Annotated in this window: 25 protein-coding genes; 18 read left to right on the top strand and 7 right to left on the bottom strand. The window is 69.6% G+C overall.

Features of this window, described 5'->3' with window-relative positions; translation table 11 throughout:
* Positions 1–7 precede the first annotated feature (7 nt).
* From LN251_RS12725 to ygfZ, 3 genes are read left to right on the top strand one after another with little or no spacing between them, the layout of a single operon-like run.
* Positions 8–583 carry an FABP family protein gene (locus tag LN251_RS12725; RefSeq protein ID WP_458244543.1) on the top strand — a complete coding sequence of 192 codons (576 nt, stop codon included), beginning with the start codon at positions 8–10 and terminating at the stop codon, positions 581–583.
* A 16-nt stretch (positions 584–599) separates the two neighbouring features.
* The gene (locus LN251_RS12720) at positions 600–1,037 is read left to right on the top strand and encodes a Fur family transcriptional regulator (protein ID WP_383674403.1); all 438 of its coding nucleotides are present in this window, start codon (positions 600–602) and stop codon (positions 1,035–1,037) included.
* Positions 1,038–1,047: 10 nt separating this feature from the next.
* Entirely contained in the window at positions 1,048–2,013 is a 966-nt protein-coding gene (gene ygfZ / locus LN251_RS12715) for a CAF17-like 4Fe-4S cluster assembly/insertion protein YgfZ (protein ID WP_458244542.1), read from the top strand.
* A 49-nt stretch (positions 2,014–2,062) separates the two neighbouring features.
* On the opposite strand, the gene dtd is transcribed toward ygfZ, so the two are convergent.
* A complete protein-coding gene (gene dtd, locus LN251_RS12710; RefSeq protein ID WP_458244541.1) occupies positions 2,063–2,488 on the bottom strand; it encodes a D-aminoacyl-tRNA deacylase in 426 nt (141 codons plus the stop codon).
* A 159-nt stretch (positions 2,489–2,647) separates the two neighbouring features.
* Between dtd and LN251_RS12705 the strand changes: the two genes are divergently transcribed.
* The 3 genes from LN251_RS12705 to LN251_RS12695 all read left to right on the top strand — a co-directional run bounded on the left by LN251_RS12705 (position 2,648) and on the right by LN251_RS12695 (position 5,925).
* Positions 2,648–3,256, top strand: coding sequence for an RsiG family protein (locus LN251_RS12705; RefSeq protein WP_458244540.1), 609 nt, complete (start codon positions 2,648–2,650; stop codon positions 3,254–3,256).
* Between the two features lie 94 nt (positions 3,257–3,350).
* The gene (locus tag LN251_RS12700) at positions 3,351–4,607 is read left to right on the top strand and encodes a GNAT family N-acetyltransferase (protein WP_458244539.1); all 1,257 of its coding nucleotides are present in this window, start codon (positions 3,351–3,353) and stop codon (positions 4,605–4,607) included.
* 394 nt (positions 4,608–5,001) lie between these two features.
* Positions 5,002–5,925, top strand: coding sequence for a winged helix-turn-helix domain-containing protein (locus LN251_RS12695; protein ID WP_458244538.1), 924 nt, complete (start codon positions 5,002–5,004; stop codon positions 5,923–5,925).
* A 36-nt stretch (positions 5,926–5,961) separates the two neighbouring features.
* On the opposite strand, the gene LN251_RS12690 is transcribed toward LN251_RS12695, so the two are convergent.
* Positions 5,962–6,150 carry a hypothetical protein gene (locus tag LN251_RS12690; RefSeq protein ID WP_058924538.1) on the bottom strand — a complete coding sequence of 63 codons (189 nt, stop codon included), beginning with the start codon at positions 6,148–6,150 and terminating at the stop codon, positions 5,962–5,964.
* A 170-nt stretch (positions 6,151–6,320) separates the two neighbouring features.
* Here LN251_RS12690 and LN251_RS12685 point away from each other — a divergent pair, with 170 nt between their 5' ends.
* The 7 genes from LN251_RS12685 to LN251_RS12655 all read left to right on the top strand — a co-directional run bounded on the left by LN251_RS12685 (position 6,321) and on the right by LN251_RS12655 (position 15,283).
* A complete protein-coding gene (locus tag LN251_RS12685) occupies positions 6,321–7,199 on the top strand; it encodes a GntR family transcriptional regulator (protein ID WP_058924539.1) in 879 nt (292 codons plus the stop codon).
* 29 nt (positions 7,200–7,228) lie between these two features.
* Positions 7,229–7,948 (top strand): HAD family hydrolase, encoded by a 720-nt coding sequence (locus LN251_RS12680; protein ID WP_458244537.1) that lies wholly within the window; start codon positions 7,229–7,231, stop codon positions 7,946–7,948.
* Between the two features lie 333 nt (positions 7,949–8,281).
* Positions 8,282–9,154, top strand: a complete 873-nt coding sequence (locus LN251_RS12675; protein WP_458244536.1) for a GntR family transcriptional regulator — start codon at positions 8,282–8,284, stop codon at positions 9,152–9,154.
* Between the two features lie 338 nt (positions 9,155–9,492).
* Positions 9,493–11,580: an aminoglycoside phosphotransferase family protein gene (locus LN251_RS12670; protein ID WP_458246711.1), complete on the top strand. Its 2,088-nt coding sequence runs from the start codon at positions 9,493–9,495 to the stop codon at positions 11,578–11,580.
* A gap of 607 nt (positions 11,581–12,187) precedes the next feature.
* Positions 12,188–12,550: a hypothetical protein gene (locus LN251_RS12665; protein ID WP_458244535.1), complete on the top strand. Its 363-nt coding sequence runs from the start codon at positions 12,188–12,190 to the stop codon at positions 12,548–12,550.
* A 21-nt stretch (positions 12,551–12,571) separates the two neighbouring features.
* Positions 12,572–13,177: a TetR/AcrR family transcriptional regulator gene (locus tag LN251_RS12660; RefSeq protein ID WP_458244534.1), complete on the top strand. Its 606-nt coding sequence runs from the start codon at positions 12,572–12,574 to the stop codon at positions 13,175–13,177.
* 69 nt (positions 13,178–13,246) lie between these two features.
* Positions 13,247–15,283: a HelD family protein gene (locus LN251_RS12655; RefSeq protein WP_458244533.1), complete on the top strand. Its 2,037-nt coding sequence runs from the start codon at positions 13,247–13,249 to the stop codon at positions 15,281–15,283.
* A 23-nt stretch (positions 15,284–15,306) separates the two neighbouring features.
* On the opposite strand, the gene LN251_RS12650 is transcribed toward LN251_RS12655, so the two are convergent.
* Positions 15,307–16,155, bottom strand: a complete 849-nt coding sequence (locus tag LN251_RS12650) for a nitroreductase/quinone reductase family protein (protein WP_458244532.1) — start codon at positions 16,153–16,155, stop codon at positions 15,307–15,309.
* A gap of 178 nt (positions 16,156–16,333) precedes the next feature.
* Here LN251_RS12650 and LN251_RS12645 point away from each other — a divergent pair, with 178 nt between their 5' ends.
* The gene (locus tag LN251_RS12645; RefSeq protein ID WP_458244531.1) at positions 16,334–16,963 is read left to right on the top strand and encodes an RraA family protein; all 630 of its coding nucleotides are present in this window, start codon (positions 16,334–16,336) and stop codon (positions 16,961–16,963) included.
* A gap of 43 nt (positions 16,964–17,006) precedes the next feature.
* Positions 17,007–17,501 carry an HAD domain-containing protein gene (locus LN251_RS12640; RefSeq protein WP_458246710.1) on the top strand — a complete coding sequence of 165 codons (495 nt, stop codon included), beginning with the start codon at positions 17,007–17,009 and terminating at the stop codon, positions 17,499–17,501.
* A 45-nt stretch (positions 17,502–17,546) separates the two neighbouring features.
* On the opposite strand, the gene LN251_RS12635 is transcribed toward LN251_RS12640, so the two are convergent.
* Positions 17,547–18,068, bottom strand: a complete 522-nt coding sequence (locus LN251_RS12635; protein ID WP_458244530.1) for an AAA family ATPase — start codon at positions 18,066–18,068, stop codon at positions 17,547–17,549.
* Positions 18,069–18,155: 87 nt separating this feature from the next.
* Here LN251_RS12635 and LN251_RS12630 point away from each other — a divergent pair, with 87 nt between their 5' ends.
* From LN251_RS12630 to LN251_RS12620, 3 genes are all read left to right on the top strand, one after another.
* Positions 18,156–18,737 carry a helix-turn-helix domain-containing protein gene (locus LN251_RS12630; RefSeq protein WP_458244529.1) on the top strand — a complete coding sequence of 194 codons (582 nt, stop codon included), beginning with the start codon at positions 18,156–18,158 and terminating at the stop codon, positions 18,735–18,737.
* Between the two features lie 58 nt (positions 18,738–18,795).
* The gene (locus LN251_RS12625; RefSeq protein ID WP_458244528.1) at positions 18,796–19,467 is read left to right on the top strand and encodes a hypothetical protein; all 672 of its coding nucleotides are present in this window, start codon (positions 18,796–18,798) and stop codon (positions 19,465–19,467) included.
* 131 nt (positions 19,468–19,598) lie between these two features.
* On the top strand, positions 19,599–19,937 hold the full coding sequence (locus LN251_RS12620; protein ID WP_107416290.1) for a DUF2516 family protein: 339 nt from the start codon (positions 19,599–19,601) through the stop codon (positions 19,935–19,937).
* A 142-nt stretch (positions 19,938–20,079) separates the two neighbouring features.
* On the opposite strand, the gene LN251_RS12615 is transcribed toward LN251_RS12620, so the two are convergent.
* From LN251_RS12615 to LN251_RS12605, 3 genes are all read right to left on the bottom strand, one after another.
* Positions 20,080–21,312: a PP2C family protein-serine/threonine phosphatase gene (locus LN251_RS12615; protein ID WP_458244527.1), complete on the bottom strand. Its 1,233-nt coding sequence runs from the start codon at positions 21,310–21,312 to the stop codon at positions 20,080–20,082.
* A gap of 334 nt (positions 21,313–21,646) precedes the next feature.
* Positions 21,647–22,714 (bottom strand): NlpC/P60 family protein, encoded by a 1,068-nt coding sequence (locus LN251_RS12610; RefSeq protein ID WP_458244526.1) that lies wholly within the window; start codon positions 22,712–22,714, stop codon positions 21,647–21,649.
* Positions 22,715–22,907: 193 nt separating this feature from the next.
* On the bottom strand, positions 22,908–23,702 hold the full coding sequence (locus LN251_RS12605) for a class I SAM-dependent methyltransferase (RefSeq protein WP_458244525.1): 795 nt from the start codon (positions 23,700–23,702) through the stop codon (positions 22,908–22,910).
* Positions 23,703–23,757 lie beyond the last annotated feature (55 nt).

Genomic DNA, 23,757 nt, shown 5'->3' with positions numbered 1-23,757 from the left:
GCCACTCATGATCGAGATCCCGTCCGACCTCCACAAGGACCTCGTGCCCCTCGCCTTCCTGCTCGGCAGCTGGGCCGGCGCGGGCGTGCACGACTTCCCCGGCGCCGAGAAGTGCAACTTCGGACAGGAAGTGGCCTTCTCGCACGACGGCCGTGACTTCCTGGAGTACCAGTCCCACACCTGGGTCCTCGACAACGACGGCAACAAGGTCCGCCCGCTGGAGTCCGAACACGGCTTCTGGCGGATCGACGCCGACCGCAAGGTCGAGGTCACCATGGTCCGCAACGACGGTGTCGTCGAGGTCTGGTACGGCGAGCTGGCCGACAAGAAGCCGCAGATCGACCTGGTCACGGACGCGGTGGCGCGGACGGCGGCCTCCGGCCCCTACACGGGCGGCAAGCGGCTGTACGGCTACGTCAACAGCGACCTGATGTGGGTCGGCGAGAAGCAGACCCCGGACGTCGAGCTGCGCCCCTACATGTCGGCGCACCTGAAGAAGGTCGTCACCCCCGAGGACGTCGAGCGCTGGGCCAAGGCCCTGCCCGACGACATGCCGGACGACGGAATCGCCTTCTTCAAGTAGTCCTAGACTCTCCGGTGTGGTGAGCACCGACTGGAAGAGCGATCTGCGGCAGCGCGGTTACCGGCTGACCCCGCAGCGGCAACTTGTGCTCGAAGCCGTGGACAACCTTGAGCACGCGACCCCCGACGCCATCCTCACGGAAGTGAAGAAGACGGCGTCGGGGGTCAACATTTCCACGGTCTACCGGACCTTGGAGCTTCTGGAGGAGCTGGGCCTGGTCAGCCACGCCCATCTCGGCCACGGCGCCCCCACGTACCATCTCGCCGACCGCCACCATCACATCCACCTGGTCTGCCGGGACTGCGAGAACGTGATCGAGGCCGATGTCTCGGTGGCCGCCGAGTTCACCGCGAAGCTGCGCCAGGAGTTCGGCTTCGAGACCGACATGAAGCACTTCGCGATCTTCGGCCGCTGCCGGGACTGTTCGCTGAAGAGTTCAACTACCGAGTCGTAGGCTTGTGCCCATGAAGAGCCCCCTGCTGTCCCTGCCCGGCGCCGTCCCCGCCGAGGGTGCGGACGAAGGCGTAGCCGCCCACTACGGTGACCTGTTCCGTGAGCAGCGCGCCCTCGCCGACGGCACCGGTTTCGTCGACCTCTCGCACCGCGGTGTCATCACCGTCTCCGGCGAGGACCGGCTGAGCTGGCTGCACCTGCTGCTCACCCAGCACGTCAGCGAGCTGCCCACCGGCCAGGCCACCGAGGCGCTGATCCTCTCCGCCCACGGCCACATCGAGCACGCGCTGTACCTGGTGGACGACGGCGAGACCGTCTGGGCGCACGTCGAGCCGGGGACCCAGGAGTCGCTGATCGCGTACCTGGAGTCGATGAAGTTCTTCTACAAGGTCGACGTCGCCGACCGGACGGCCGAGTTCGCGGTCGTGTACCTGCCGGCCGGTTCGATCGCGGAGGTCCCGGAGGGCGTCGTCGTACGCGAGACGCCGTACGGCCGCGATCTGTTCCTGCCCCGCGCGGACCTGGAGTCGTTCGCGCAGAAGGCGGGCCCCGCCGTCGGCATCCTGGCCTACGAGGCCCTCCGCGTCGAACAGCACCGGCCCCGCCTCGGCTTCGAGACCGACCACCGCACCATCCCGCACGAGCTGGGCTGGATCGACACGGCGGTGCACCTGCAGAAGGGCTGCTACCGCGGCCAGGAGACGGTCGCCCGGGTGCAGAACCTGGGCAAGCCGCCCCGCCGTCTGGTCTTCCTGCACCTGGACGGCAGCGAGGTCCACCTGCCCCCCGCCGGTACCGAGATCCGCCTCGCCGACGAGGACCCTGACGGCCGCAAGATCGGCTTCATCACGACGTCCGTACGCCACCACGAGCTCGGCCCGGTGGCCCTCGCCCTGGTCAAGCGGAACGTGCCGGTGGACGCTCCGCTGATGGCGGGGGAGACGGCGGCGGCCCAGGAGGTCGTCGTCGAGCCCTGACGTCCATGGATGTCCGGAGGACAGACGTCCTCCGAGGTCCGGACGGCCCTCAGATCTCCAGCAGGACGGTGAACGGGCCGTCGTTCGTCAGCGACACCCGCATCTGCGCGCCGAACCGGCCCGTCGCCACCGTCGCTCCGAGCGCCCGCAGCCGGGCGACGACCTCGTCGACGAGGGGTTCGGCGACATCGCCGGGGGCGGCGGCGTTCCAGGTGGGGCGGCGCCCCTTGCGGGCGTCGCCGTAGAGCGTGAACTGGCTGATCACGAGCAGCGGGGCGTCGAGGTCGCTGCACGACTTCTCGTCCTGCAGCATCCGGATCGACCACAGTTTGCGGGCGAGCTGGGCGGCCTTCTCCTTGGTGTCCTCGTGCGTGACCCCGACCAGGACGCACAGCCCCTCGCCGATGATCTCCCCGACCGTCTCCCCGTCGACGACGACGCTCGCGCCGTCCACCCTCTGCACCACTGCACGCATGCGACCATCATGCCGGGCCGGCCGCGATCCCCCGTGCGCGGGTTGATTATTGATCCTTAACCCCCCATCTGGGGCCGATCGGGGGCACTCGGTCACATAGCGGCCACTTGGGGTGGCACGATGCTGTCCACACGCCGGTCGAGGGGACGGTAGAGGCACATGAGCACACCGAGTACCGGGCAGCCCCAAGGGGCTGTCTCGTTGGTTCGAACGGGAGAGCGGATGGTCCTGCGGCCGCCCGTGCAGCGCACCGACAGCCCGGGGCCGCGGCTGCCCGCCGGTCCGCCCGAGCACGACCTGACCTTGCTCAGCCTGCCCGAGCTGCGCACCCTGCGTTGGGACGCCCAGCGCGACGAGGCCGACCTCAGCTATGTCCGCCGGCTGCTACAGGGCCGTATCGACATCCTGCGCGCGGAACTGGCACGGAGGTCTCCGGCCGGGGCGGCGTCCGTGGTCGAACGGCTCTCGGAGATCCTCACGGACGCCCCGGCCCGCCACCGCTCCTCGGCCCGCCACGTCACGCTGGGCACCCCGTACAGCGAGGAGTACCGACGACTGGCCTCCGACATGCTGGCCGAGGTCGAACTCTCCGACCTGGCCGCCCGCACGGACCTGGAACTGAACACCGCGATGGGCCGCCTCGTGCGCTACGAGCAGCAGGTCTCCCGGCGCCGGCAGCGGCTCCAGCGGACGACGGACGACTGCAGCGCCGAGATCACGCGGCGGTACCGGGAGGGGGAGGCCCAGGTGGACGACCTGCTGGTGTGAGGCGGGGGAGCGGGCACGGGGAGCGGGGAGCGGGCGCCGCGAGGACGGGAGAAAACCCCGCGACACCTCGACGGCGTACACCTACCGTGAGCCCATGAGCCTCTCCGCCGACATCGACGTCCGCCCGATCACCGAGGCCGAGTTCCCCGACTGGCTGCGCGCAGTGAACACCGGCTTCCTGCGCGAACCGACCCCCACGGAAGCCGAACTGGAGGCGCGCCGCATCCAGTTCGAGCCCGGCCGCTATCTGGGCGCCTTCGACGGGAGCAGATGCGTCGCGACGTACCTCTCCTTCGCGCAGGAGGTCACCGCGGTCGGCGGCTCACCGGTCCGGGCCGACGCGGTGTCCGGCGTCACCGTCACCGCCACCCACCGCCGACGCGGCCTGCTCACCCGCATGATGAGCAGGGACCTCGCCGAGGCGAAGGAGCGCGGCGACGTCGTGGCCACGCTGATCGCCGCCGAGTACCCGATCTACGGCCGCTACGGCTTCGGCGCGGCGACCAGCGCCGCCGAATGGACCGTCGAGACCCTGCGCACCGGCCTCGACCCGCGCTGGTCCGGCCCCACCGACGGCGCCCGGGTCGACATCGTGGACGCCGAGGAGGTCCGCAAGTTCGGCCCCGAACTCCACGACCGCTTCCGCCGGGCCACTCCGGGCGCCGTCAGCCGCAGGGACTGGTGGTGGCAGGTCAACACCGGCGCCCTGCGCTTCCACCCGAAGTGGACCGAGCCGTTCTTCGCCACGTACCGGGCGGCCGACGGCACGCTCGAGGGCCTGGTCGCCTACGAGGTGGAGGACTGCTGGGGAGAGGGCAAGCAGCAGCCGCAGGACACGGCGTCCGTGCGGGGCCTGATCGCGACGACCCCGGCCGCCGAGCGGGCCCTGTGGCTCCACCTCGCCTCGATCGACTGGGTCACGCGCGTCAAGACCGGCCCCCGCGCCCCCGACGACCTGCTCCCCCATCTCCTGCCGGACCCGAGGGCGGCCCGGATCACCTCGCACGCGGACTGGCTGTGGGTGCGGATCCTCGATGTCGTACGGGCCCTGGAGGCGCGCACGTACGAGGGTTCGGGCTCGCTGGTGCTGGAGGTGAGCGACCCGGCCGGCTACACGGGCGGCCGCTTCCGCCTGGAGGCGTCACCGCAGGGCGCGACGTGCGCACCGACGCGGGACGCCGCGGAACTGTCCTTGGACGTCGCCGACTTGGCGCGAATGTGGCTCGGTGACGAGTCGGCGGTGCGGCTGGCGGCACTGGGCGTGGTGCGGGAAGAACGAGCGGGCGCCGCCCTGGTGGCCGACGCCCTGCTGCGTACGTCCAGGCGGCCTTGGTGCCCGGACATGTTCTGACGCCCCTTCCGCTCGACGGCGGTTGCCTGTTCATCCGTAGCTGTGCTCTTCAGTGGTTGTGCTCTTCAGTTGTGACGGTGCGGGTGGAGCTGTTCGGTTGTGGCTGTGCCTGAGGCTGTTGAGTTGTGGCTGTGCGGGTGAGGCTCTTCGGTTGTCGGTGTTCAGTTGTGGCTGTGCGTCGGACTGACCGGGCTCCCGGCTCCCCTCCGGAAGGGAGCCCGGCCAGTCGAACCGGTATCAGGCCTCGAGTCCGGTGGACTGTGCAGCCAACCCTTCGAAAGCTTGACCATGTCGTCGAAGTTGGCGACCAACTTCACTTCACTTATCTCCGCTTGGAAGCGTCTCATAACCACCTTCCCCGGAACTGCCGGAAGATGGCGGGAAGTTGTAGTGTTTGGTTGTGGACCCGAAACACGCCTCCGCCAATGGAGGGACGCGGTCACAGCAGTCACAGCGGTCACAGGCGTCACACCAAGAGGTGGCCGACGAGCTGCGCGCCCGGATCAGGTCGGGCCGGCTCGGCGCGGGTCAACGCATGCCCACCCAGGCGAAACTGGCCGACGAGTTCGGCGTCGAGCGCGGCGTCGTACGCCAGGCGCTGCGAATCCTGCAGTCCGAGCACCTGCTGACCAACGTATCGAAGGGCGCTCCCGCGACGGTGGCTCCCGATCCAGGGCTGGTCAGCGCCCTGACCGGCCCCGGAGCGCCACCGTTGCCCACGATGGTGGCCCTGGCTCCCCGGATGGCGAACGCCTTCGCGGCCCCGCACGTCGAGATCGACGCCCTCTGTCTGACCTCGGTCTCCCTCACCCTCGCCATCGGCGAACCGCTGCGCCAGATCCACGCGGGGCGATGGAAACCGGCCAAGTTGGACGTCCGTGTGCTGCTGCCCAGCCGCGACATCGAACTGGCCTTCCCGACGCCGGTCGACCCCGCCGTCGACGGCCGCCTGCAGCGCCGCTGGCTGGCCCAGCGCAACGCCCAGGGCCAGGTCCTCAAGCACAACCTGCTGGCCCTGCGGTCCACGCACGGCATCGACGTCCGCGTCACCTTCCGGGCCCTGCCCTTCACCCCGCCGGTGAAGCTGTACCTGCTGAACGGCGAGGAGGCCCTCTTCGCGTACTACACGCTGACGCGGCGCGAGGAGGAGATCGACCACGAGCAGTTGGAGATGTACGACGCCGAGGGGACCCAGTCGATGCTGTTCGCCTTCAAGCAGGGCGCCGGCTTACGCGACACCACGTTCGTCGAGCAGTCGCACCTGTGGTTCAACGCACTGTGGGAGACGATCAGTTCGGAGCTCGTGCTCACGAGCTGAGGTCTCCCACAGCGTCCGAACGGGCGGTTCCTCGGTTCATAGTGCGGGCCCCGTGACCAGCAGGGCGAGCACGACGGCCCCCATCGAGCTGACGGCCGGGTTCTTGGCCTTGAGGCCCACGGTGAGCAGGAGCAGGCCGATGATTCCGGAGACGCCGTACTTCGACTGGATGGTCTGCTCGATGCCGACGACGAAGATGGCGGAGAGGAGGGCGAGGGCAGGCACGGTGTTCCTCCTTCAGGTGGCGGAGTCGGCGGGATCGAGAAGTCGAGGAAGCAAAACTTCCGCCAACTAGACCAAGTTGGCAACCAACTCCAACTAGGTTGTCCCCACTTGGCACCTACTCATAAACAAGTCGCGGACAACTCCCGATAGATGGATGTGAGTTGTACCGTTTGGTCGTGACCCAGGAGAACGTGGCAGTGAACGGCAGCAGAAGGCTCTCCCCCCAGGAGATCGCCGACGTCCTGCGGGAGCGGATCAACGACGGCGACCTCAAGGCGGGCGACCGCCTGCCCACCCAGGCCGAACTGGCCGAGGAGTTCGGGGTGGAACGCGGCGCCGTCCGCCAGGCCCTGCGCGCACTCCAGGAGGACGGCCTCCTGACCAACGTCAGCAAGGGCAGCCCGCCCCGCATCGCCACGCCGACCCCGGCCGTCGGCGAACCACAGCCGACGATGGTGGGGTTGGCGCCGCGGCTGACGGAGGCGTTCTCGGCACGGCACGTGCGCGTGGACGTCGTCTGCCACACCTCCGAGACCCTGATGCTGGCCCTCGGCGAACCGCTGCGCCGCATCCACGCGGGCGAGCTCTGCCCGGCCTCGATCGCGTTCCGCGTCCTGATGCCGAGCCGCGAGATCAACCTCGCCTTCCCGGTGCCGGTCGAGCGGGACTCCGACGTCGACACGGTCCACCACCGATGGCTGACGATGCGCAACGCCCAGGCCCAGGTGCTGCGGCACAACCTGTCCGCCATACGCTCCACGCACGGCATCGACGTACAGATATCCTTCCGCGCCCTGACCTTCACCCCGCCCGTGAAGCTGTACCTGCTCAACGGCGAGGAAGCGCTGATCGGGTACTACATCCCCACCAAGCGCGAGGAGGAGTACCAGAGCCAGACCCTGGAGATGTACGACGCCCTCGGCTCGGCGTCCGTCCTCTTCTCCTTCGTCAAGCGAGCAGGCCAGCGCGATGCCGCGTTCGTCGAGGAATCCCAGAACTGGTTCGACGCCCTCTGGGAAACCATCACGACGGACCTGACACTCTCCTAGTGACTTCTGATACGACGCAGACTGAAGCGGTGGCAGCAGAGACCGAGAACGACACGGAGAAGATTCGAGACCTGATCGCACGCACACGCGTCGTGCTGTGGGACTTCGACGGCCCGATCTGCCGGCTGTTCGCCGGCCATTCGGCGGAACGGGTGGCGAACGAACTCGCCGGATGGCTGGAGAGCCGAGGCCTGAACGGCCTGCTGACCGAGTCCGAACGGGAGTCCCTGGACCCGCACGTGGTCCTGCGCGCGGTGGACCGCAGGCATCCGCGCAGCGACCTGGTGGTGGAACTGGAGGAACGCCTCACCCAGGAGGAACTGAGGGCGACGGCCACCGCATGGCCCACGGCCTACGCGGACGCCCTGATACGCACCTGGTCAGCCGTCGGCTCACGCTTGGCGATCACTACCAACAACTCGCCCCGGGCCGTGCGCAGTTACCTGGCAAGCCGCGACCTGACCTCCTGCTTCGCCCCGCACATCTACGGCCGTACGCAGAACCTCCACCACCTCAAGCCCGACCCGCACTGCCTCAACCGTGCCCTCAGCGCCACCGGCGCCTCGCCGTCGGCCGCGCTGATGATCGGCGATACCCCTTCGGACTTCGAAGCCGCGGAGAGGGCCCGTGTTCCGTTCCTCGGCTACGCGCGTAACGAACAGAAGGCCAAGCTCTTGAGGCAAGCCGGAGCCGAGGTTGTCGTCGCTTCTCTGAAGCCGCTGCTCGGCGCGTTGGGTTGGCGAGGTTAGCCGCGCCGACCGCACGGCTCTGCGCTCCCGGCCGGACTGACCGCCGGCGCCGCCGAGCCGTCAGGTATCCGGCAAGTCCGACGGCCCATCCGGCTACTTGGAACAGTACGTCGAGGTCCAAAGTGGTGCCTGGAACATCGAGACCCACGGCTTCCACCTCTCCTGCCACATGTGGCGGATCCGACAACTTGTCGGTGACCTTGCCTGGTTGTCGGTTCTAGTCGGGCATGCCCTGTCAACTAGATCCAGAAACAGGCAGGTTGAGGTGATTGTCGGTCCACTTGTCTTCCGTGAGGTGGTTTGCTTGTCGGCCGGAAGCGGAACGAAGGGAATGTGACTGCCAAACGGAGCGGAGACGGACAGGCCTTCCAACGGGTGTCCGACCGGCTGCGGGAGAGGATCGCCGACGGCACCTATCCACTGGGCGCCCAGCTCCCCTCCCAGGTGCAGCTCGCACGTGAGTTCCATGTCTCCCGCGACACCATCCATCGCGTGGTGCAGGAGCTGGGCAACGAAGGGCTGATCGACAACCGCCAGGGAACGCGGGCCCGCGTCAAGAAGAACCAGCGCATCCACTCTCCGGCGCCCCGCGCCACCCGATCGCGCCAGCAGATGACGCTGGGTCCCTTCATCAGTGAGGCCTTCGAGCGGCCCGAAGTCACCCTCGACGTCTACACGCTCACCTCCGAGTCACTTGAGACGCACATCAAGATGCAGGCGGAGCGGATCGTGGCGGGCGCCATCGCGCCCAAGCGGATCGCGCTGCGCATGCTCCTTCCCGCCGACTACCTGAAACTGCCCTACCCTCAGGTCAAGGGCGACCCGGACGACCCCCTGCTGCGGGAACGGCTGAAGCGCATAGCCGCCCAGCACGAGGCCTCGCTGCGCCGGGTGCTGGGGAGTCTGAAGGCGGAGAAGCGGGTGTCGTCGGTGGAGTTGGAGATCCGTCGCACGCCGCTGACGCCGATGTTCAAGTTCTACCTGATCAACGGAACCGAAGTGCTGCACGGCCTGTACGACTTCATCGAGCGCCCCATCGTCATGGAGAACGGTGACGTGATCGAGGCACTGGACGTCCTGGGCTACGGCGCTGCACTCACGCACCATCTGAGGGACTCCGATCCCACTTCACCGGGCTCGATCTTCGTGCACGACATGCAGAAGTGGTTCGACTCGGTGTGGGGTCTCCTTGCCGCACAGGGGTAGTCGTCACGCGGAGCGAGGTGCGGACCGCCGACGGCAGACACACCTCTGACACGTTTCTGCGCTAGCATGCGCGCCATCTCCGGTGAACGACATCTCCGGTTCATGCGTACGGGATGGCAAAAACTACGCCAATCTCTGACGACCAGATGCAGATTTGTGGCAAATCACCCATGTGGCCATTCAGGTGTGTCGCTGGTCGTCTCCTGTAAGACGCTGCGGTCAGCGCTCTTGCCTTTTTGCTGTCTGTCGAACCGGTACCCGGAGGATCAGTGGATAAGGTGCCTGTCCCTCCCGGTGTGGCGGGGGTCTACCGGGCTTTTCTGGCGCGCGCCGGGGAAATGGGGCAGGCGAGCAATGGCTTTCACAATCAGAACTACGTTCTACCGCTCACTCCACCCATGGCACGGTTGCTGAATCGTGATCCCGGCGCTTCTGTCACTGTCCGTATTCGGCGAGCCTCGGCGCTTCCCGTGGTGATCAGGAGTTGGGAGGATGAAGCGGAGATTCTTCGGGCCGTCAGAGCAGTCCTGCCCGAGGGACCGCAATGTCTGTTTAAAGGAGAAGGTTTCGCAATCCACAGTTATGTGGAAGGCGTACCCCTTTCGAGTGTCTGCGGGAACGGTAAACCCGTCGACACCCTGCTCATGAAGGCGCTGGCGGACCTCCTTGCGAAGATGACGCAGGTGCGGCATGACACCCTGCCGAGCCTCCCGTCGTTCTGGCCCAGCGATCACACCGACAGCCAGGGGTTCCTGCGAACCCTGGCAAGCATGGCCGACCGGCAGATCAGGGAACCCAATTGGCCGCAGTTCGGTGACCTGTTCGCCGCCCTCGGCATTCCCGAGGACGCTCTGCTCCGGTTCGCCGACCGGGTCCCGGTCATGGCAGCGCGTCCCTACAGCCTGCTCCACGCGGATCTGCACCGCGACAACCTGATCATGTCGTACGACGGTGCTTCACCCCTCATCTGCGTGGACTGGGAGTTGGCCACCTACGGGGACCCCCTGCACGACCTTGCGACCCACCTGATCCGCATGCGGTACCCGGATCATCAGGCGGACGAGGTGGTGGATGCTTGGGTGTGTGCCATGGAGGAGGCCCGTCCTGCGGCCGCCACCGGGGTGGTCAAGGACCTGCGCCACTACATCGCCTTCGAACGGGCGCAGTCCGTCTACGCCGACGTGATGCGGGCGGCGCAGACCCTGAAGGGGCCGATCGACCAGAAGGGTCTGGATGCGGCCACCCAAGCGGTGCGGCGCGCTCTGGAGGCGGCGGCGAAACCGCTCTGGCTGGCGAAGGTGCCGGACGAGCATCGGATCGAGCAGATTCTGTTCCGTTGGCGGGCACGCGCGGGTGGTGGGTTGAGCCTGTACACCACGGGCTCCGACTGGCACCGAGACGAGCGGGTGCTTGAGCGGGACGACTTTCCTGAGCGGGCGGTGAACGACGCGCTGCGGGCCGAGGGCGAGGCGCCGGCCAGCAGGGTGTTCAAGGGGACGGCGCACATCAACACAGTGGTGAGAGTGCCGAAAGTGGACTCCTGTGTGGTCGTGAGGCGTGTGGTGCCTGGTGTGCGCAGGCGGGAGCGGGGCTTTCTCAGCGAGCACGCGGTTCTGGGCGCGATCGAGAAGTCCGGCGTCGAGGTGGCGGCTCCGAGGATCCTCGCTCTGGGCTGGAGTCATGACGGGGCTCGCTTCGCCATCCACACCTATGTCGGTCCGCAGGAGATCCACCGCTCGCCCAACCACCCGGTCAACGGCCTGCTTCCGCGTGAGGCCGACAAACTCGTGGACCAGCTCTGCGCTCTGACGAAGGTCGACTACTTGCAGGTCGACCCGCTTGCGGGCCAGGGGCACTTCTACCGCTGGCTGAGCGACAACCTGGTCGAACTTGTGCGGGGGCTGCCCAAGGAGTCCCAGCAACTGGCCCGTGTGCTCGGGTTGCCGGACGCCGACCTGTTGGCGCAGATCCTCGGCCGGCACATGGTCAGCCACAGGGCGCCGGCTCTGCTGCATGGCGACCTGAACCCCTGGAACCTCGTCCGGCGCGACGACGCTCTCGCGCTGACCATCATCGACTGGGAGATGGCGCTGGTCGGCGACCCGCTCTACGACCTGGTCCGGCACATGCATCTGACCCCTACCCGGCCGGAGATCCGCGATCGCATGTTCCGCCGCTGGGAGCGGCTGCTGCCGGTCCAGTACACGACCAATTGGCGGCAGGACTGGCGTGTCTACCGTTGGATCGAGAACGTGCGATCGGCGTACGTCGACCTGGACCGACTGGTGACGGGCGCGAGCCTGGACGCCCCCAACGTGCAGCGAGCCCTGAAGTCGTACGCCATGACCCTGGCCGCCGCCACCGCTTCACTCGGCCTGCGTGTCCGCCCGTCCGCGAACCCCTATCTTGCCCGCGCTCTGGCGTAGGGAGACCATGACACCACCACAGGTGGGCCTGTCCACGGGATGTCGTGCCCGCTGGACGGCCAAGGGGTGGAGGGGCGGGGCATGGCCGAGCGGGGGAACGGGCAGGCCGAAGCCGGCGTGGGCCGACAGCTGAGGCGCTATCAGGAACGCCTTGAACCAGTGGTGACGCGTGTCCTGCTGCTCGGGATCTTCACCACAGGGCTGACGGCGCAATTCGTGAAACCGGTCGGTGACGCCTTGGAGGGCAAGGCGTATCTCGGCGGAGCACTGCTCAGCCTCGTCGGCTATGTGCTGTACGACCAGATGAAGGAGCTGACCGCGTCGGTCAAGGTGCCGACGCGCAATCTCGTGGCCTCGAGCGAGTTAGGCAGTTTCGTGAGCGACGCCTTCGAAGCCCGGAAGGTGGACATCAGCTTCCTCGGCTATACGGGGGAGACGCTCTACCACACGCTGTACCACCGCTTGGAGGGCCTGTTCGACAATCCGGGGTCGACTCGGAGGGTCACCATCCGCATGTTGGTACCCGACTTCGGGCAGCCGATGATCGTGCCCGCCAGAGTCGGTGAGGGCACCGGCACCGTGGACGATCCCGACTTCCGCAAGCGGTATGGAGCGGCGCTGCCGCGAGTACGACGGGATCCTGTCGGAGCTGGCAGACCGGCTCACCGCCACCACTCGGGTCTCGGTTCACTGCGAATACCGCCTCTACCCCGGCATCCCCCGGGACAAGATCTGCATCTTCAATCGGGAACAGGTTCTGCACGGCCTGTACGACCTTTCGGCGCGGACGCGCCTCTTCCACACCGGCCCCGAGTACATCGATCCCAAGGGCTACCGCACGGACCTCAACGTATGGTCCCGCGAGGGCACCGCCGCCGCCGGGGAAGCCGTGGCCCAGTGGAACAAGCACTTCGACGACCTCTGGGCGCTCGCCACCGTGCCGCAATGGCGGCAGCGATCGACCGTCTGACGGAGCCGTAGGCTCACCACCATGACCGACATGGGCCTGCGGGAGCGCAAGAAGCAGCGGATGTACGAGGTCGTCTCCGAGACCGCCATCCGCCTCTTCCTCGAGAAGGGCTTCGATGCCGTCTCCGTGGCCGAGGTCGCCGCTGCCGCCGGGATCTCCAAGCCGACGCTCTTCCGGTACTTCCCGGCCAAGGAAGACCTCGTCCTGCATCGCATCGCCGATCACGAGCAGGAGGCCGCCCGCATCGCCCTCCAAGGCCCCACGCCGATCGCCGCCCTGCGCCGGCACTTCCTCGACGGGCTGGAGCGGTACGACCCCGTCACCGGGCTCAACGATCACCCCGCCGTCCTCGCCTTTCACTCCCTCCTCTACGGCACCCCCTCCCTCGTCGCCCGCGTCCACGCCTACCAGCAGCGTTCCGAGGACGCGCTCGCGCAGGCGCTCGGCGGTGGGCTGGAGGCGCGGCTGGCCGCGGGGCAGATCATCGCCGTGCAGCGGATCCTCGCGCTGGACAACTGGCGGCGCATCGCCGCGGGCGAGCCGGTCGGCGCGGTGCGGCCGGACGCCGTCGCCGCCGCCGAGCGCGCGTTCGGGACGCTCGCCGCCGGGTTGCCGCAGTTCGCCTAGCAGCAGCATCACAGGTGAGACTCAGTAAGGAATTTAACTCGGTTACATTTTTTCGGTACCCTCGTCCTCATGACGTCAGCCGACCCCGCCGCCCTGACCGACTCCCTGCACCACGAACGCACCCACCACGACCGCTGTCGCGCCGCCCTCGCCGCCATGGTCGACGGCGCCCAGGAACAGGTCGTCGTCGGTGAGGACGTCTCCGCCTCCGGCGCGGACGCCGAAGTCCTGGGCTACCGGTTGCGCAGCCAGGCGAAGCACATGCGCGAGCTGCCCGAAGGCCCCCTGTTCTTCGGGCGGCTGGACCACGCCGAGGACGCGGGCGAGCACGCCGGGCAGAGCTACCACATCGGGCGGCTGCGGATCAGCGAGCAGCCGACCCTCCCGCCCCTCGTCGTCGACTGGCGCGCCCCCGTCTCCCGCGCCTTCTACCAGGCGAGCGCCCGCGACCCGCAGGGCGTGGCGAACCGGCGCCGGTTCGGCTGGGCACCCGGCGGCAAGGGTGACTCGGCGGACCTGACCGGGTTCGAGGACGAGCACCTCGCACGGGGCGAGTCACGCGTCAGCGACATCGTCGCCCGCGAGATCGAGCGCCCCCGCGTCGGACCGATGCGGGACATCGCGGCGACCATCCAGCCCGAGCAGGACGATCTCGTACGAGGGGATCTGGGGCTGTCGGTGTGCGTGCAGGGCGCCCCGGGGACGGGGAAGACCGCCGTCGGACTGCACCGGGCCGCCTATCTCCTCTACACCCATCCGCAGCGCATCCGGCGCGGCGGACTCCTCATCCTCGGCCCCAACCGCACCTTCCTGTCGTACGTCTCCGAGGTGCTTCCCGCCCTCGGCGAGACCGGTGTGCGGCAGTCGACCCTCCAGGAGGAGATCGCCCGGCATCCCGTGAAGGGGTACGACAGCCGCGCGGTGGCCGCGCTCAAGCACGACGCGCGCATGGCGGAGGTGCTGCGCCGGGCGCTGTACGCGCGCGTGTCGGCCGAGGGTGTCGACGCCGTCGAGATCCCGGACGGGTCGTACCGCTGGCGGGTGCCGGCCGGCGAACTCGTGCGGCTCGTGGCGGACGTGCGGGCCGAGGAGCCGCCGTACGCCACCGGGCGCGAGCGGGTGCGCTCGCGGGTGGTGCGGGCCGTGCAGCTGCGGGCCGAGCGGCGGGCGGGACCGCAGAGCGGGGCGTGGGTGCAGAGGATCTCCCGGGCGCGGGCCATCACCGCCTACCTGGACACGGTGTGGCCGCGGGTGCGGCCCGAGGAGGTCGTCGCCCAACTGCTGGCGGACGAAGATGACTTGAGTGCCGCCGCCGACGGACTCCTCGACTCCGCCGAGCAGCGGGTCCTGCTGTGGGACAAGCCGCCGCGGTCCTGGAAGTCGGCCCGCTGGTCGTCGGCCGATCTCGTTCTGCTGGACGAGGTCGCCGGGCTGGTCGAGCACCCCGAGGGCTATGGGCACGTGGTCGTCGACGAGGCCCAGGACCTGTCCCCGATGGAGTGCCGGGCGATCGCGCGGCGCGTTCCCTTCGGGTCGCTCACCGTCCTCGGCGACCTCGCGCAGGGCACCACGCCCTGGGCCGCGCGGTCATGGGAGACGAGCCTGCGCCACCTGGGCAAGCCCGAAGCGGCCGTGGTGCCGCTGACCACCGGATTCCGTGTGCCGGCGGCCGTCGTCACGCTCGCCAACCGGCTCCTGGAGCGGCTGGACGTCGACGTACCGAAGGGCCGATCCCTGCGCGAGGACGGAGAGTTGAGGGTGCGGGCGGTCGCAGGGGAGGTGACGGCCGAGGTTGTGGACGCCGTACGGGACGCGCTGCGCGATGAGGGGTCCGTCGGCGTCGTCGCCGCCGACGCGGACGTCGAGCTGGTGCGGGCCGCGTTGGAAACGGCCGGCATCCCGGCCGCCGGACCGCAGGAACTGGGCGCCCGGGTGGCCGTCGTACCGGCGAGTGTGGTCAAGGGACTCGAGTACGACCATGTCGTCGCCGTCGAGCCGGCCGCGATCGCGGAGGCCGAGCCGCGCGGACTGCACCGGCTGTACGTCGTCCTGACCCGCGCGGTGTCACGACTGGACGTGGTGCACGGGCGGCCGCTGCCCTTCTAGCCCCGGCCGCCCGTGCGCCCAGGTCAGTTCCCCGCATCGAGGAGCGGAATCAACTCCTGCTCCTCGTACGTCAGATGGGCCTCCAGCTCCAGGGACAGGCGCTCGACCTCCACGCGGGCTGCCGCCGGGTCCCCGGTGTCGCCGGTCACGGCGCGGCGCAGGTTCGCCACGAGGACGGCGATGCGTTCGTGCTCCTCCCGCAGCCGCCGCAAGGCCGGGGCGGCCCCGGGACGGCGGTCGGCGAGCAGCGGGAACATGACCGTGTCCTCCCCGGCGTGGTGGGTGTGCAGGCCCTGGCAGAAGGTCAGGCAGTTGACGCGGAGCTGGGCGCCGAGGGTGCTGCCGCCCGCACCGTTCGCCATCTCCTCGCGGATCAGGGCGAGTTCGCGGCGGAAGACGTCGTGGACGAGCCTGATCGCTTCGCCGGGGGAGGAGGCGTTGATGTCCGGGGGACCGGGGCGGGCGATCTCGTGGAGGGCGACCACGGGGATGAGCCGTTCGGTCTTCCTCTGGTACGCCGCCCAGCCCGCGTCGGCCTCCACCGCCCGCGCCCAGGCACGCTCCCGCTCCTCGCCGTCCAGGACGACGGCCCGGGCCTCGTACCGGAACACGCCGCTGTCGACGCTCACTTGGGGGTGTGTGAGGAGATTGCGGTACCAGTCCGGGTGCCGGTCCGCGCCGCCGGCCGAGGCGATGACGAGGACCCGGCCGTCGCCGTCGGGGAGATAGCCGACGGGGGTGGTGTGCGGAGCGCCGGTGCGGGCGCCGGTGGTGGTGAGCAGAAGGAGCCGGGCTTTCGCGAAGTACCCGGTCAGGCGGCCTTTGTTGGCGCGGAACTCGTCGATGACCTGTTGGTTGAAGTCGTTGGCCATGGGGTGGGTGCTGCTTTCTCTGCGGCTGCGGCGGGAATCTCGGGAGGTTCCGAAGACGGTGCAGAGAAGACGGCGGGCTCCTGGCCCGCCGCGGCCTCACTCAGAGGCCGGGCACCCAACTCGCTCACGGCACAAGGCCGACCCGGCAGTCATGGGAAGGGACGGTAGCGTCGCGTTCATGACTGACGCCAGCGATTTCCCGTTCCGGTCCGTCCCCACCACCACCCTCGCCGACCTGCTCGGCCGGCCGCAGGTCATGGACATCGGGATCCGCCCGCTGTGGGGGCCCGTCGGGCGGGTGGCCGGTCCGGCGTTCACCGTGCGCTGCCCTCCGGGCGACAACCTCATGCTCCACGCGGCCATCCACCGGGCGCCCGCCGGGTCGGTCGTCGTCGTGGAGTCGGGGGAAACCGACTGGGCGCTGGCGGGCGGCAACGTGTGCGCCGTCGCCCAGCGGCGCGGCATCGCCGGCTTCGTCCTGGACGGACTGATCCGCGACCTCGGCGAGGTACGGGAGGCGCGGTTCCCGGTCTTCGCTCGCGGCGTCATCCCGATCCCGGGCGCCAAGGGCGCCGCGACGCCGCTGAACGAGCCCGTGACCTGCGGGGGCGTACGTGTCGCGGCCGGTGACATCGTGGTCGCCGACGAGGAGGGCGTGGTCGTCGTCCCCGCCGCGCGAGCCGGCGAGGTCCTGGCGGCCGCCCGAGCCAAGCTCGCCAAGGAGGCCGCCGAGCCGCTGGAGGCGTGGGAGCAGGCGCACCGGGCGCGGATCGACAAGATCCTCGCGGAGCAGGGGTTCGAGGGCTGACGCCCGTTCCCTTCCCTGCCCTCCGTCGCCGATGCTGTCCCTGATGCTGCTCTTCCTCGACATCGACGGAACGCTGCTGCCCTTCGGAGCGGCGACGCCGTACCCGTCGTACACCTCGCGCTCCGCTCCGCCCGGCGCCGCGGCCGCGCATCCGCTGCTGGACCGCATCGACCCGGGGCTCGGCGTCCGGCTGGCGGCGTTGGGGTGCGAGCTGGTGTGGGCCACGACGTGGCGGGACGACGCGAACACCTGCGTCGCCCCCTGGCTCGGACTGCCACCGCTGCCCGTCGTCGACTGGCCGGACGCCGAGGACGAACCGTCCCGGCTGCACTGGAAGACCCGTCCGCTGGTGTCCTGGGCGGCCGGCCGCCCCTTCGTCTGGCTCGACGACGAACTCACCGCGACCGACCGCACCTGGGTGGCCGCCCATCACCCGGCGCCGGCGCTGCTGCACCGGGTCGACCACCGGCACGGGGTGACCTACGGGGACCTCGCCGCGGTGGGGGAGTGGCTGCAGAGTCCGGCCGAACTCGCGTGACCGATGGCTTCGGGGTGCTGGGACAACTCCGACGCCGGGCGCGGGTCACCTCCCGACGGCCCTCGCGATCCGTGCGGCCGCCTCCTCCGGCGTCAGACGCGTCGTGTCGACGACCTCGGCCTCGGCGTGCAGCCAGGTGCGGGCGGCCTCGGCGTAGGGCTCCGGGTAGCGGAGGCGGAACCGGGAGGGGCCCATCACCGTGTCGCCCTCGATGCGCCGGCGGAGCGTCTCCTGGTCGGCATGAAGGACGAAGTGCCGTACGGGGACGGCGTGTGCGGCGAGTCCGGCGCTGATCTCGCGCCAGTACTCCTCGACCAGGACGGTCATGGGCACCACCAGGGTGCCGCCGGTGTAGTCGAGCACCCGGCGGGCGGTCTCGACCACGAGCGGCCGCCACGGCGGCCAGTGCTGGAGGTTGTCCGTCTCGGGCAGCCGGGGCCGGATGTCCATGAGCGTCTCGCCGACCTTCTCGGCGTCGAACACCCGAGACCCCGGTAGGAGCCGCTGTACGAGGGCACTCGTCCTCGTCTTGCCCACGCCGTGGGTGCCGTTGATCCACACGATCACGGCGTCACGCTAGCCCGACCGAGTGGTGTAGCGCACTATTGCAAGCAGCTGCTTGCAATAGTTAGCGCAAGGGTGCACAGTGGAGTCATGGCATCGCTCAACGTCGGCAATCTCGGTGAGTACCTGCGCGAGCAGCGGCGCAACGCGCAGCTGTCGCTCAGGCAGCTCGCCGATGCCGCCGGGGTGTCCAATCCGTACCTGAGCCAGATCGAGCGCGGGCTGCGCAAGCCGAGCGCGGAGGTGCTGCAGCAGGTCGCCAAGGCGCTGCGGATCTCCGCCGAGACGCTGTACGTCCGCGCAGGCATCCTCGACGCCGAGCGGGACCGTGACGAGGTGGAGACACGCGCCGTCATCCTCGCCGATCCCACGCTCAACGAGCGGCAGAAGCAGGTGCTGCTGCAGATCTACGAGTCGTTCCGCAAGGAGAACGGCTTCGGGACCGAAGCGGACGGCGAGGACGACGCGGCCCGGACCAACGCCGCGGTCGTCGAGGCCGTCCGGTCCGGTGACGGCACGGTGGACACCGAGGGCGACGACACAGTCGTACGCCGCGGCTGGAAGGCACCCGAGACCCGCGCGGCCGGCGGACGCAAGGACGCCGCGCGCCGCACCCGCACGTCCGACGGCAGCGACGCCGAACCGCACGACCCGCAGCAGCCTGCCGGCTGAGCAGAACTGCCCGGGACCCAAAACCCTCAGCTGAAAGCGACCGGGAAGGACCATCGTCATGGCCATCACCGACGACCTCAAGAAGACCCTCAGCGACCCGACGCCGCTCTACTTCGCCGCCGGCACCGCGGACCTCGCCCTCCAGCAGGCCAAGAAGGTGCCCGGGCTCGTCGAGCAGCTGCGTGCCGAGGCCCCGGCCCGCATCGAGGCCGTGCGCAACACCGACACCAAGGCCGTGCAGGAGAAGGCGCAGGCCAGGGCCAAGGAGGCGCAGGCCCGCGTCAAGGAGACGCAGGAGTCCCTCCAGGCCAAGGTCAACGAGTTCATCAGCACCCTCGACGGTGACTTCAAGAAGATCGGCGCCACCCTCGACGCCGACCTGAAGAAGTTCGGCGAGACCGCCCAGGACATCGCCCTGCGCGGTGTCGGCGTCGCCGCCGAGTACGCCGTCAAGGCCCGCGAGACCTACGAGAAGGTCGCCGAGCACGGCGAGCAGGCCGTGCGGACCTGGCGCGGCGAGGCCGCCGAGGGCATCGAGTCCGTTGCGGAGAACGTCGAGGAGCTCGCCGTCGCCGTCGAGCCCAACGCCGAGCCGGTCGAGGTCAAGGTCGCCGAGCCGGTCACGCCGGCCACGGCCACCGCGGTCTCCACCCCCAAGAAGCCCGTCGCCAAGAAGGCGCCGGCGCCCCGCAAGACCACCGCGAAGAAGACCACGCCGCCCGCCAAGTGACACGGACGGGTGAACCAGAACGGGCCGGGCACTCCAGAGGTGCTCGGCCCGTTGTTCGGGTAGCGGGAGTACGGCACCGGGTACGGTGACGGCGTAAGGACGAGCCGAGTCGGGTGGTGGACGTTGTGCTGATGCAGGGCTTCGCAGGGTTCCTGGGGCTGCTCTATCTGGCCATGGTGATCCTCGCCGTGGTGGCGCTGGTGATGGCCGCGCTCTTCCGCGACGACGCCTACCGGGCGGCCGACAAGCAGAACAAGGGCTTCTGGCTGATCATCCTCGGCATCGCGGTGGCGGTGAACCTCCTGGTGCCGATGCTCTTCCTGCAGCTCGCGGGCCTGGTGGCCTCGATCGTCTTCTTCGTGGACGTCCGCCCCGCCCTCAAGCAGGTCTCGGGCGGCGGATTCGGCCGCCGCCGCGGTGGCGGCAGCAGCAGCGACGGCCCCTACGGCCCGTACAACGGCGGCCGCTGACCCGGACGCTCCCGCACGAGGGCCGAGGCTCCCCGGCCGAGGCCCTCTGCCAAGGCCCCGGCCCCAGAACCTCGGCCCACCCAGAACCTCGGCCCACTCGGCTCCTCGGCCCACCGGGACCTCGGCCGACCCGAGGCCGATCTCAGACCAACCGGTCCCGGTCCCGGTCCAGCAACAGCACCGCGACGTCGTCCGTCAGCTCGCCGCCGTTGAGGTCGCGCACCTCGTTCACCGCGGCCCGCAGCAGTTCCTCCCCGCCGAGCCCCTCGCTCAGCAACCGCCGGACCATCTCCACCATGCCGTCCTGCCCGAGCCGCTCCAGCCCCTCCCCGACCCGGCCCTCGATCAGCCCGTCGGTGTAGAGCATCAGACTCCACTGCGGACCCAGCTCGACCTGCGTCCGCGGCCAGCGCGCCCCGGGCAGCAGCCCCAGGGCGGGTCCGTTGTTGTCGTACGGCAGCAGCTTCGCGGGCCGGCCGGGCCGCGCGATCAGCGGCGAGGGATGGCCCGCCAGGCAGAGCCCGGCCCGCCGTCCGTCCGGCGCGATGTCGACCGTGCACAGGGTCGCGAAGATCTCGTCGTCGGCCCGCTCGTGCTCCAGCACCTGCTGCAGGGTCCCCAGCAGCTCGTCCCCGCACAGACCCGCGAGAGTCAGCGTGCGCCAGGCGATCCGCAGCTCCACGCCGAGCGCGGCCTCGTCCGGGCCGTGCCCGCACACGTCGCCGATCATGGCGTGCACGGTGCCGTCCGGCGTCCGTACGACGTCGTAGAAGTCCCCGCCGAGCAGTGCGCGCGACCGTCCGGGCCGGTACCGCGCGGCGAAGCGCAGCTGGGAGCCCTCCAGCAGCGGAGTGGGCAGCAGGCCCCGCTCCAGACGCCGGTTCTCCTGCGCCCGCAGCCGTCCCTCGGCGAGCCTCCGCTCAGCCGTGTCGGAACGTTTCCTCTCCACGGCGTACCGGATCGCCCGGCTCAGCAGCCGTGCGTCCAGCTCGTCGCGGAAGAGGTAGTCCTGGGCGCCCACCCGCACGGCCTCGGCGCCGCGCTCGGCGTCGCCGGACGCGGTGAGCGCGAGAACGGCGTGCCGGGGGGCGAGCCGCAGCACGTGCTTGAGCACGCCGAGCTCGTCCTCCTCGGCACCCCGCCCGGGGGCGGGCAGGGCGAGGTCGAGCAGGATGCAGTGCACGTCGTCGGTGAGCAGCCGCTCGGCCTCGGTGAGGTTGCGGGCGGTGCGGACCCGGACGGGCGTGCCCGCCGAGTCCCGCAGTTCAGGCACGACGGTGGAGCCGCCCGGATCGTCCTCGATCAGCAGCAGCGTCAGAGGTGTGGTGGCGGCGTGGCTGTCGACCTTGGCTTCCTTGCTCGGGGACGGGTCCATGGAGGTGCCGCCTCGATGTGCGGCCGGCGCCTGACCACTCTCCGCGGCCGAGAACGCTCGCTGCCGCGGTATGGGTACGGGCATCGTCTTGAGTTCCTTCCCTCCCCCCGAGGGCGCGGTGGACCGAGGGCCTCGAACCACCGACGGGGACCATAGCGGTAGTCGGCGGGCGAGCGGAATGGTGTGGGCCACGTCGCCGGCACACCGGCCACTGTCATATGCCGCGATCCGTACCGCAGTTGGACAGGTCGGCCCACCAGCGGGAATGACGAAGGTCACGTCCGCACGGCGTTTGGATCCGTCCCCGGGTGCCGTGCGTCACGTGGCGCCGGTCTCACGCGTCCGGCCGCACCACTCCGAGGATCGGCATGGACCCGGCCCCCGCGATCGTCACGGTCCGCCCGGGCCGCGGGGCGTGCACGATCGCGCCGTCACCGATGTACAGGGCGACATGGCTGGCGTCGTCGAAGTAGATGATCAGGTCCCCGGGCCGCATGTCCTTGATGTCGACGTGCCGGAGCTGCTTCCACTGCTCCTGCGACGTACGGGGAATGGGGCGGCCGGCGTTCAGCCACGCCTGCGAGGTCAGCCCCGAGCAGTCGTAGGACTTCGGCCCCGCGGCGCCCCACACGTACGGCTTGCCGATCTGGTCGGTGGCGAACTTCACGGCCTTCCTGCCCTCTTCGGACGCCTTGCCGTCGATGTCCTTGAGGATGCCGGAGTCGAGCCAGGCGGTCTGCGCCTTGTAGGCGGCCTCCTGCTCCAGCTTGGCGAGCCGCTCCTTCTCCTCTTTCTGCAACCGCCCTTGAAGCTTCTCGGCCTCCGAGATCTGCTTCTCGATCTTCTTCCGGGCCGTGTCCTTCGCCTTGCGGTTGGCCTCCAGCTTCTTCCACTGCGCGGAGGCGTCCGCCGCGTACTGCTGCAAGTCCTGCTGAGTACGGGTCATGTCGGCGATGAGCCCCTTGGTGGCCCGCTGACCCTCCAGCACCCTGCCCGCACCGTCGAGGAATTCCTGCGGATCGTCGCTGAGCAGCAACTGCGCCTCGTCGGGCAGCCCGCCCCCGCGGTACTGCGCGGCGGCCGCGGCCCCCGCCCGCTTCTTCAACTCGTCCAGCCGCTGCTGGCTCTTGACGATTTTCTTCGCCAGATCGACGATCGCGGCGGACTGCGTCCGCGCCCGTTCCTCGGCCGCGTTGTAGGAGTCCGTGGCCACGGCGGCAGCATGGTAGAGCCGGTCGAGCTCGGTCTGAACGGCCTCAAGCTGCTTGTTGGAGACACGAGTCGCCGAAGCGCTCGGCGTGGGCGTAGGGCTCGCGAACGCCGTTCCCGGCGCCGCCAGTACGGTGACCGCGCAGACCACGGCCACGGCGGTCGCGATCAGACCGCGCTTGCCCGCACCCATACCGCTCCCCCAACCTGATTTACCGTCAGTAACTTACGGTCGCTCGGGGGATCGTGCCACGGTCGGGCGCAAAACGACAGAGTCCGTCGCAGCGGAAACTTCCCCCCTCGGCGTCCCCTCATGACGATCTCCCCGCCTTTGTGACGAACGCCGCACCGCAACCGTTCCCCCCAGGTCACAGCCCCGAAAGCCGTCACCCCCGAGGTTTCAACGCCTCCCACGCCACCGTCACTTCGCCCTGCCGCCACCGCCGGGGCCCGTCCACCACGGGCCAGTCGCCCGCCAGATCCCGCACGGCCCGCACCCAGCGCTGCCGCGCACCATAGGAGGCATAGGGCGCCGCGGCGGCCCAGACCCGATCGAAGTCACGCAGAAAGCGATAAACAGCCTCCCCCGGAACATTCCGATGGATCAGAGCCTTGGGGAGCCGTTCCGCGAGATCCGACGGCCGCTCCAACGACCCCAGCCGCGTGGCGAAGGTGACCGTGCGGGGCCCCTCCGGCCCGAGCGCGACCCACACATGCCGGCGCCCGATCTCGTCGCAGGTCCCCTCCACGAGCAGCCCGCCCGGCGCCAGCCGCCCGCACAACCGCTCCCAGACCCCGGGAACCTCCCCCTCGTCGTACTGCCGCAGCACGTTCGCGGCGCGGATCAGCACCGGTCGCCCCACGGAAGGAATCTCGAACCCGCCGTGCAGGAAGACGAGCCCCTCCCGCTCGTACGCCTTCGCCGCGGCGACCCTGGCGGGCTCGATCTCGACACCCACGACCCGCGTCCGCGGAGCCGCGCCACGCAAACGCTCCAGCAACTCCACGGCGGTCCAAGGGGCAGCCCCGTACCCCAGATCCACCGCGACGGGATCGACGGCACACCGCAGGGCCCGCCCCTGCACCGCCGCGATCCACCGATCCATCCGTCGCAGCCGATTGGGATGGGTGGTCCCGCGCGTCACGTTCCCCACGGGGCGATGGATGGCACGGGCGGTCATGCCTACGAGGGTAGGCGCCCGCCACGAGCGCAACGGCGAGAAGGGGCCGTGCCGG

The sequence above is a fragment of the Streptomyces sp. MAI_2237 genome, assembly GCF_054189285.1.
The sequence above is the reverse complement of the archived record's forward strand: the minus strand, read 5'-3'. Positions and strand labels throughout refer to the sequence as shown.

Excerpts from the sequence above, each read along its gene's own strand:
- LN251_RS12725 (WP_458244543.1), top strand. The coding sequence starts at position 8 with ATGATCGAGATCCCGTCCGACCTCCACAAGGACCTCGTGCCCCTCGCC.
- LN251_RS12630 (WP_458244529.1), top strand. The coding sequence starts at position 18,156 with ATGGCATCGCTCAACGTCGGCAATCTCGGTGAGTACCTGCGCGAGCAG.
- LN251_RS12620 (WP_107416290.1), top strand. The coding sequence starts at position 19,599 with ATGCAGGGCTTCGCAGGGTTCCTGGGGCTGCTCTATCTGGCCATGGTG.
- dtd (WP_458244541.1), bottom strand. The coding sequence starts at position 2,488 with ATGCGTGCAGTGGTGCAGAGGGTGGACGGCGCGAGCGTCGTCGTCGAC.
- LN251_RS12610 (WP_458244526.1), bottom strand. The coding sequence starts at position 22,714 with ATGGGTGCGGGCAAGCGCGGTCTGATCGCGACCGCCGTGGCCGTGGTC.
- LN251_RS12645 (WP_458244531.1), top strand. The coding sequence starts at position 16,334 with ATGACTGACGCCAGCGATTTCCCGTTCCGGTCCGTCCCCACCACCACC.
- LN251_RS12625 (WP_458244528.1), top strand. The coding sequence starts at position 18,796 with ATGGCCATCACCGACGACCTCAAGAAGACCCTCAGCGACCCGACGCCG.
- LN251_RS12670 (WP_458246711.1), top strand. The coding sequence starts at position 9,493 with ATGGGGCAGGCGAGCAATGGCTTTCACAATCAGAACTACGTTCTACCG.
- LN251_RS12665 (WP_458244535.1), top strand. The coding sequence starts at position 12,188 with ATGGAGCGGCGCTGCCGCGAGTACGACGGGATCCTGTCGGAGCTGGCA.
- ygfZ (WP_458244542.1), top strand. The coding sequence starts at position 1,048 with ATGAAGAGCCCCCTGCTGTCCCTGCCCGGCGCCGTCCCCGCCGAGGGT.
- LN251_RS12705 (WP_458244540.1), top strand. The coding sequence starts at position 2,648 with ATGAGCACACCGAGTACCGGGCAGCCCCAAGGGGCTGTCTCGTTGGTT.
- LN251_RS12700 (WP_458244539.1), top strand. The coding sequence starts at position 3,351 with ATGAGCCTCTCCGCCGACATCGACGTCCGCCCGATCACCGAGGCCGAG.
- LN251_RS12650 (WP_458244532.1), bottom strand. The coding sequence starts at position 16,155 with ATGGCCAACGACTTCAACCAACAGGTCATCGACGAGTTCCGCGCCAAC.
- LN251_RS12655 (WP_458244533.1), top strand. The coding sequence starts at position 13,247 with ATGACGTCAGCCGACCCCGCCGCCCTGACCGACTCCCTGCACCACGAA.
- LN251_RS12660 (WP_458244534.1), top strand. The coding sequence starts at position 12,572 with ATGACCGACATGGGCCTGCGGGAGCGCAAGAAGCAGCGGATGTACGAG.
- LN251_RS12615 (WP_458244527.1), bottom strand. The coding sequence starts at position 21,312 with ATGGACCCGTCCCCGAGCAAGGAAGCCAAGGTCGACAGCCACGCCGCC.
- LN251_RS12640 (WP_458246710.1), top strand. The coding sequence starts at position 17,007 with ATGCTGCTCTTCCTCGACATCGACGGAACGCTGCTGCCCTTCGGAGCG.
- LN251_RS12605 (WP_458244525.1), bottom strand. The coding sequence starts at position 23,702 with ATGACCGCCCGTGCCATCCATCGCCCCGTGGGGAACGTGACGCGCGGG.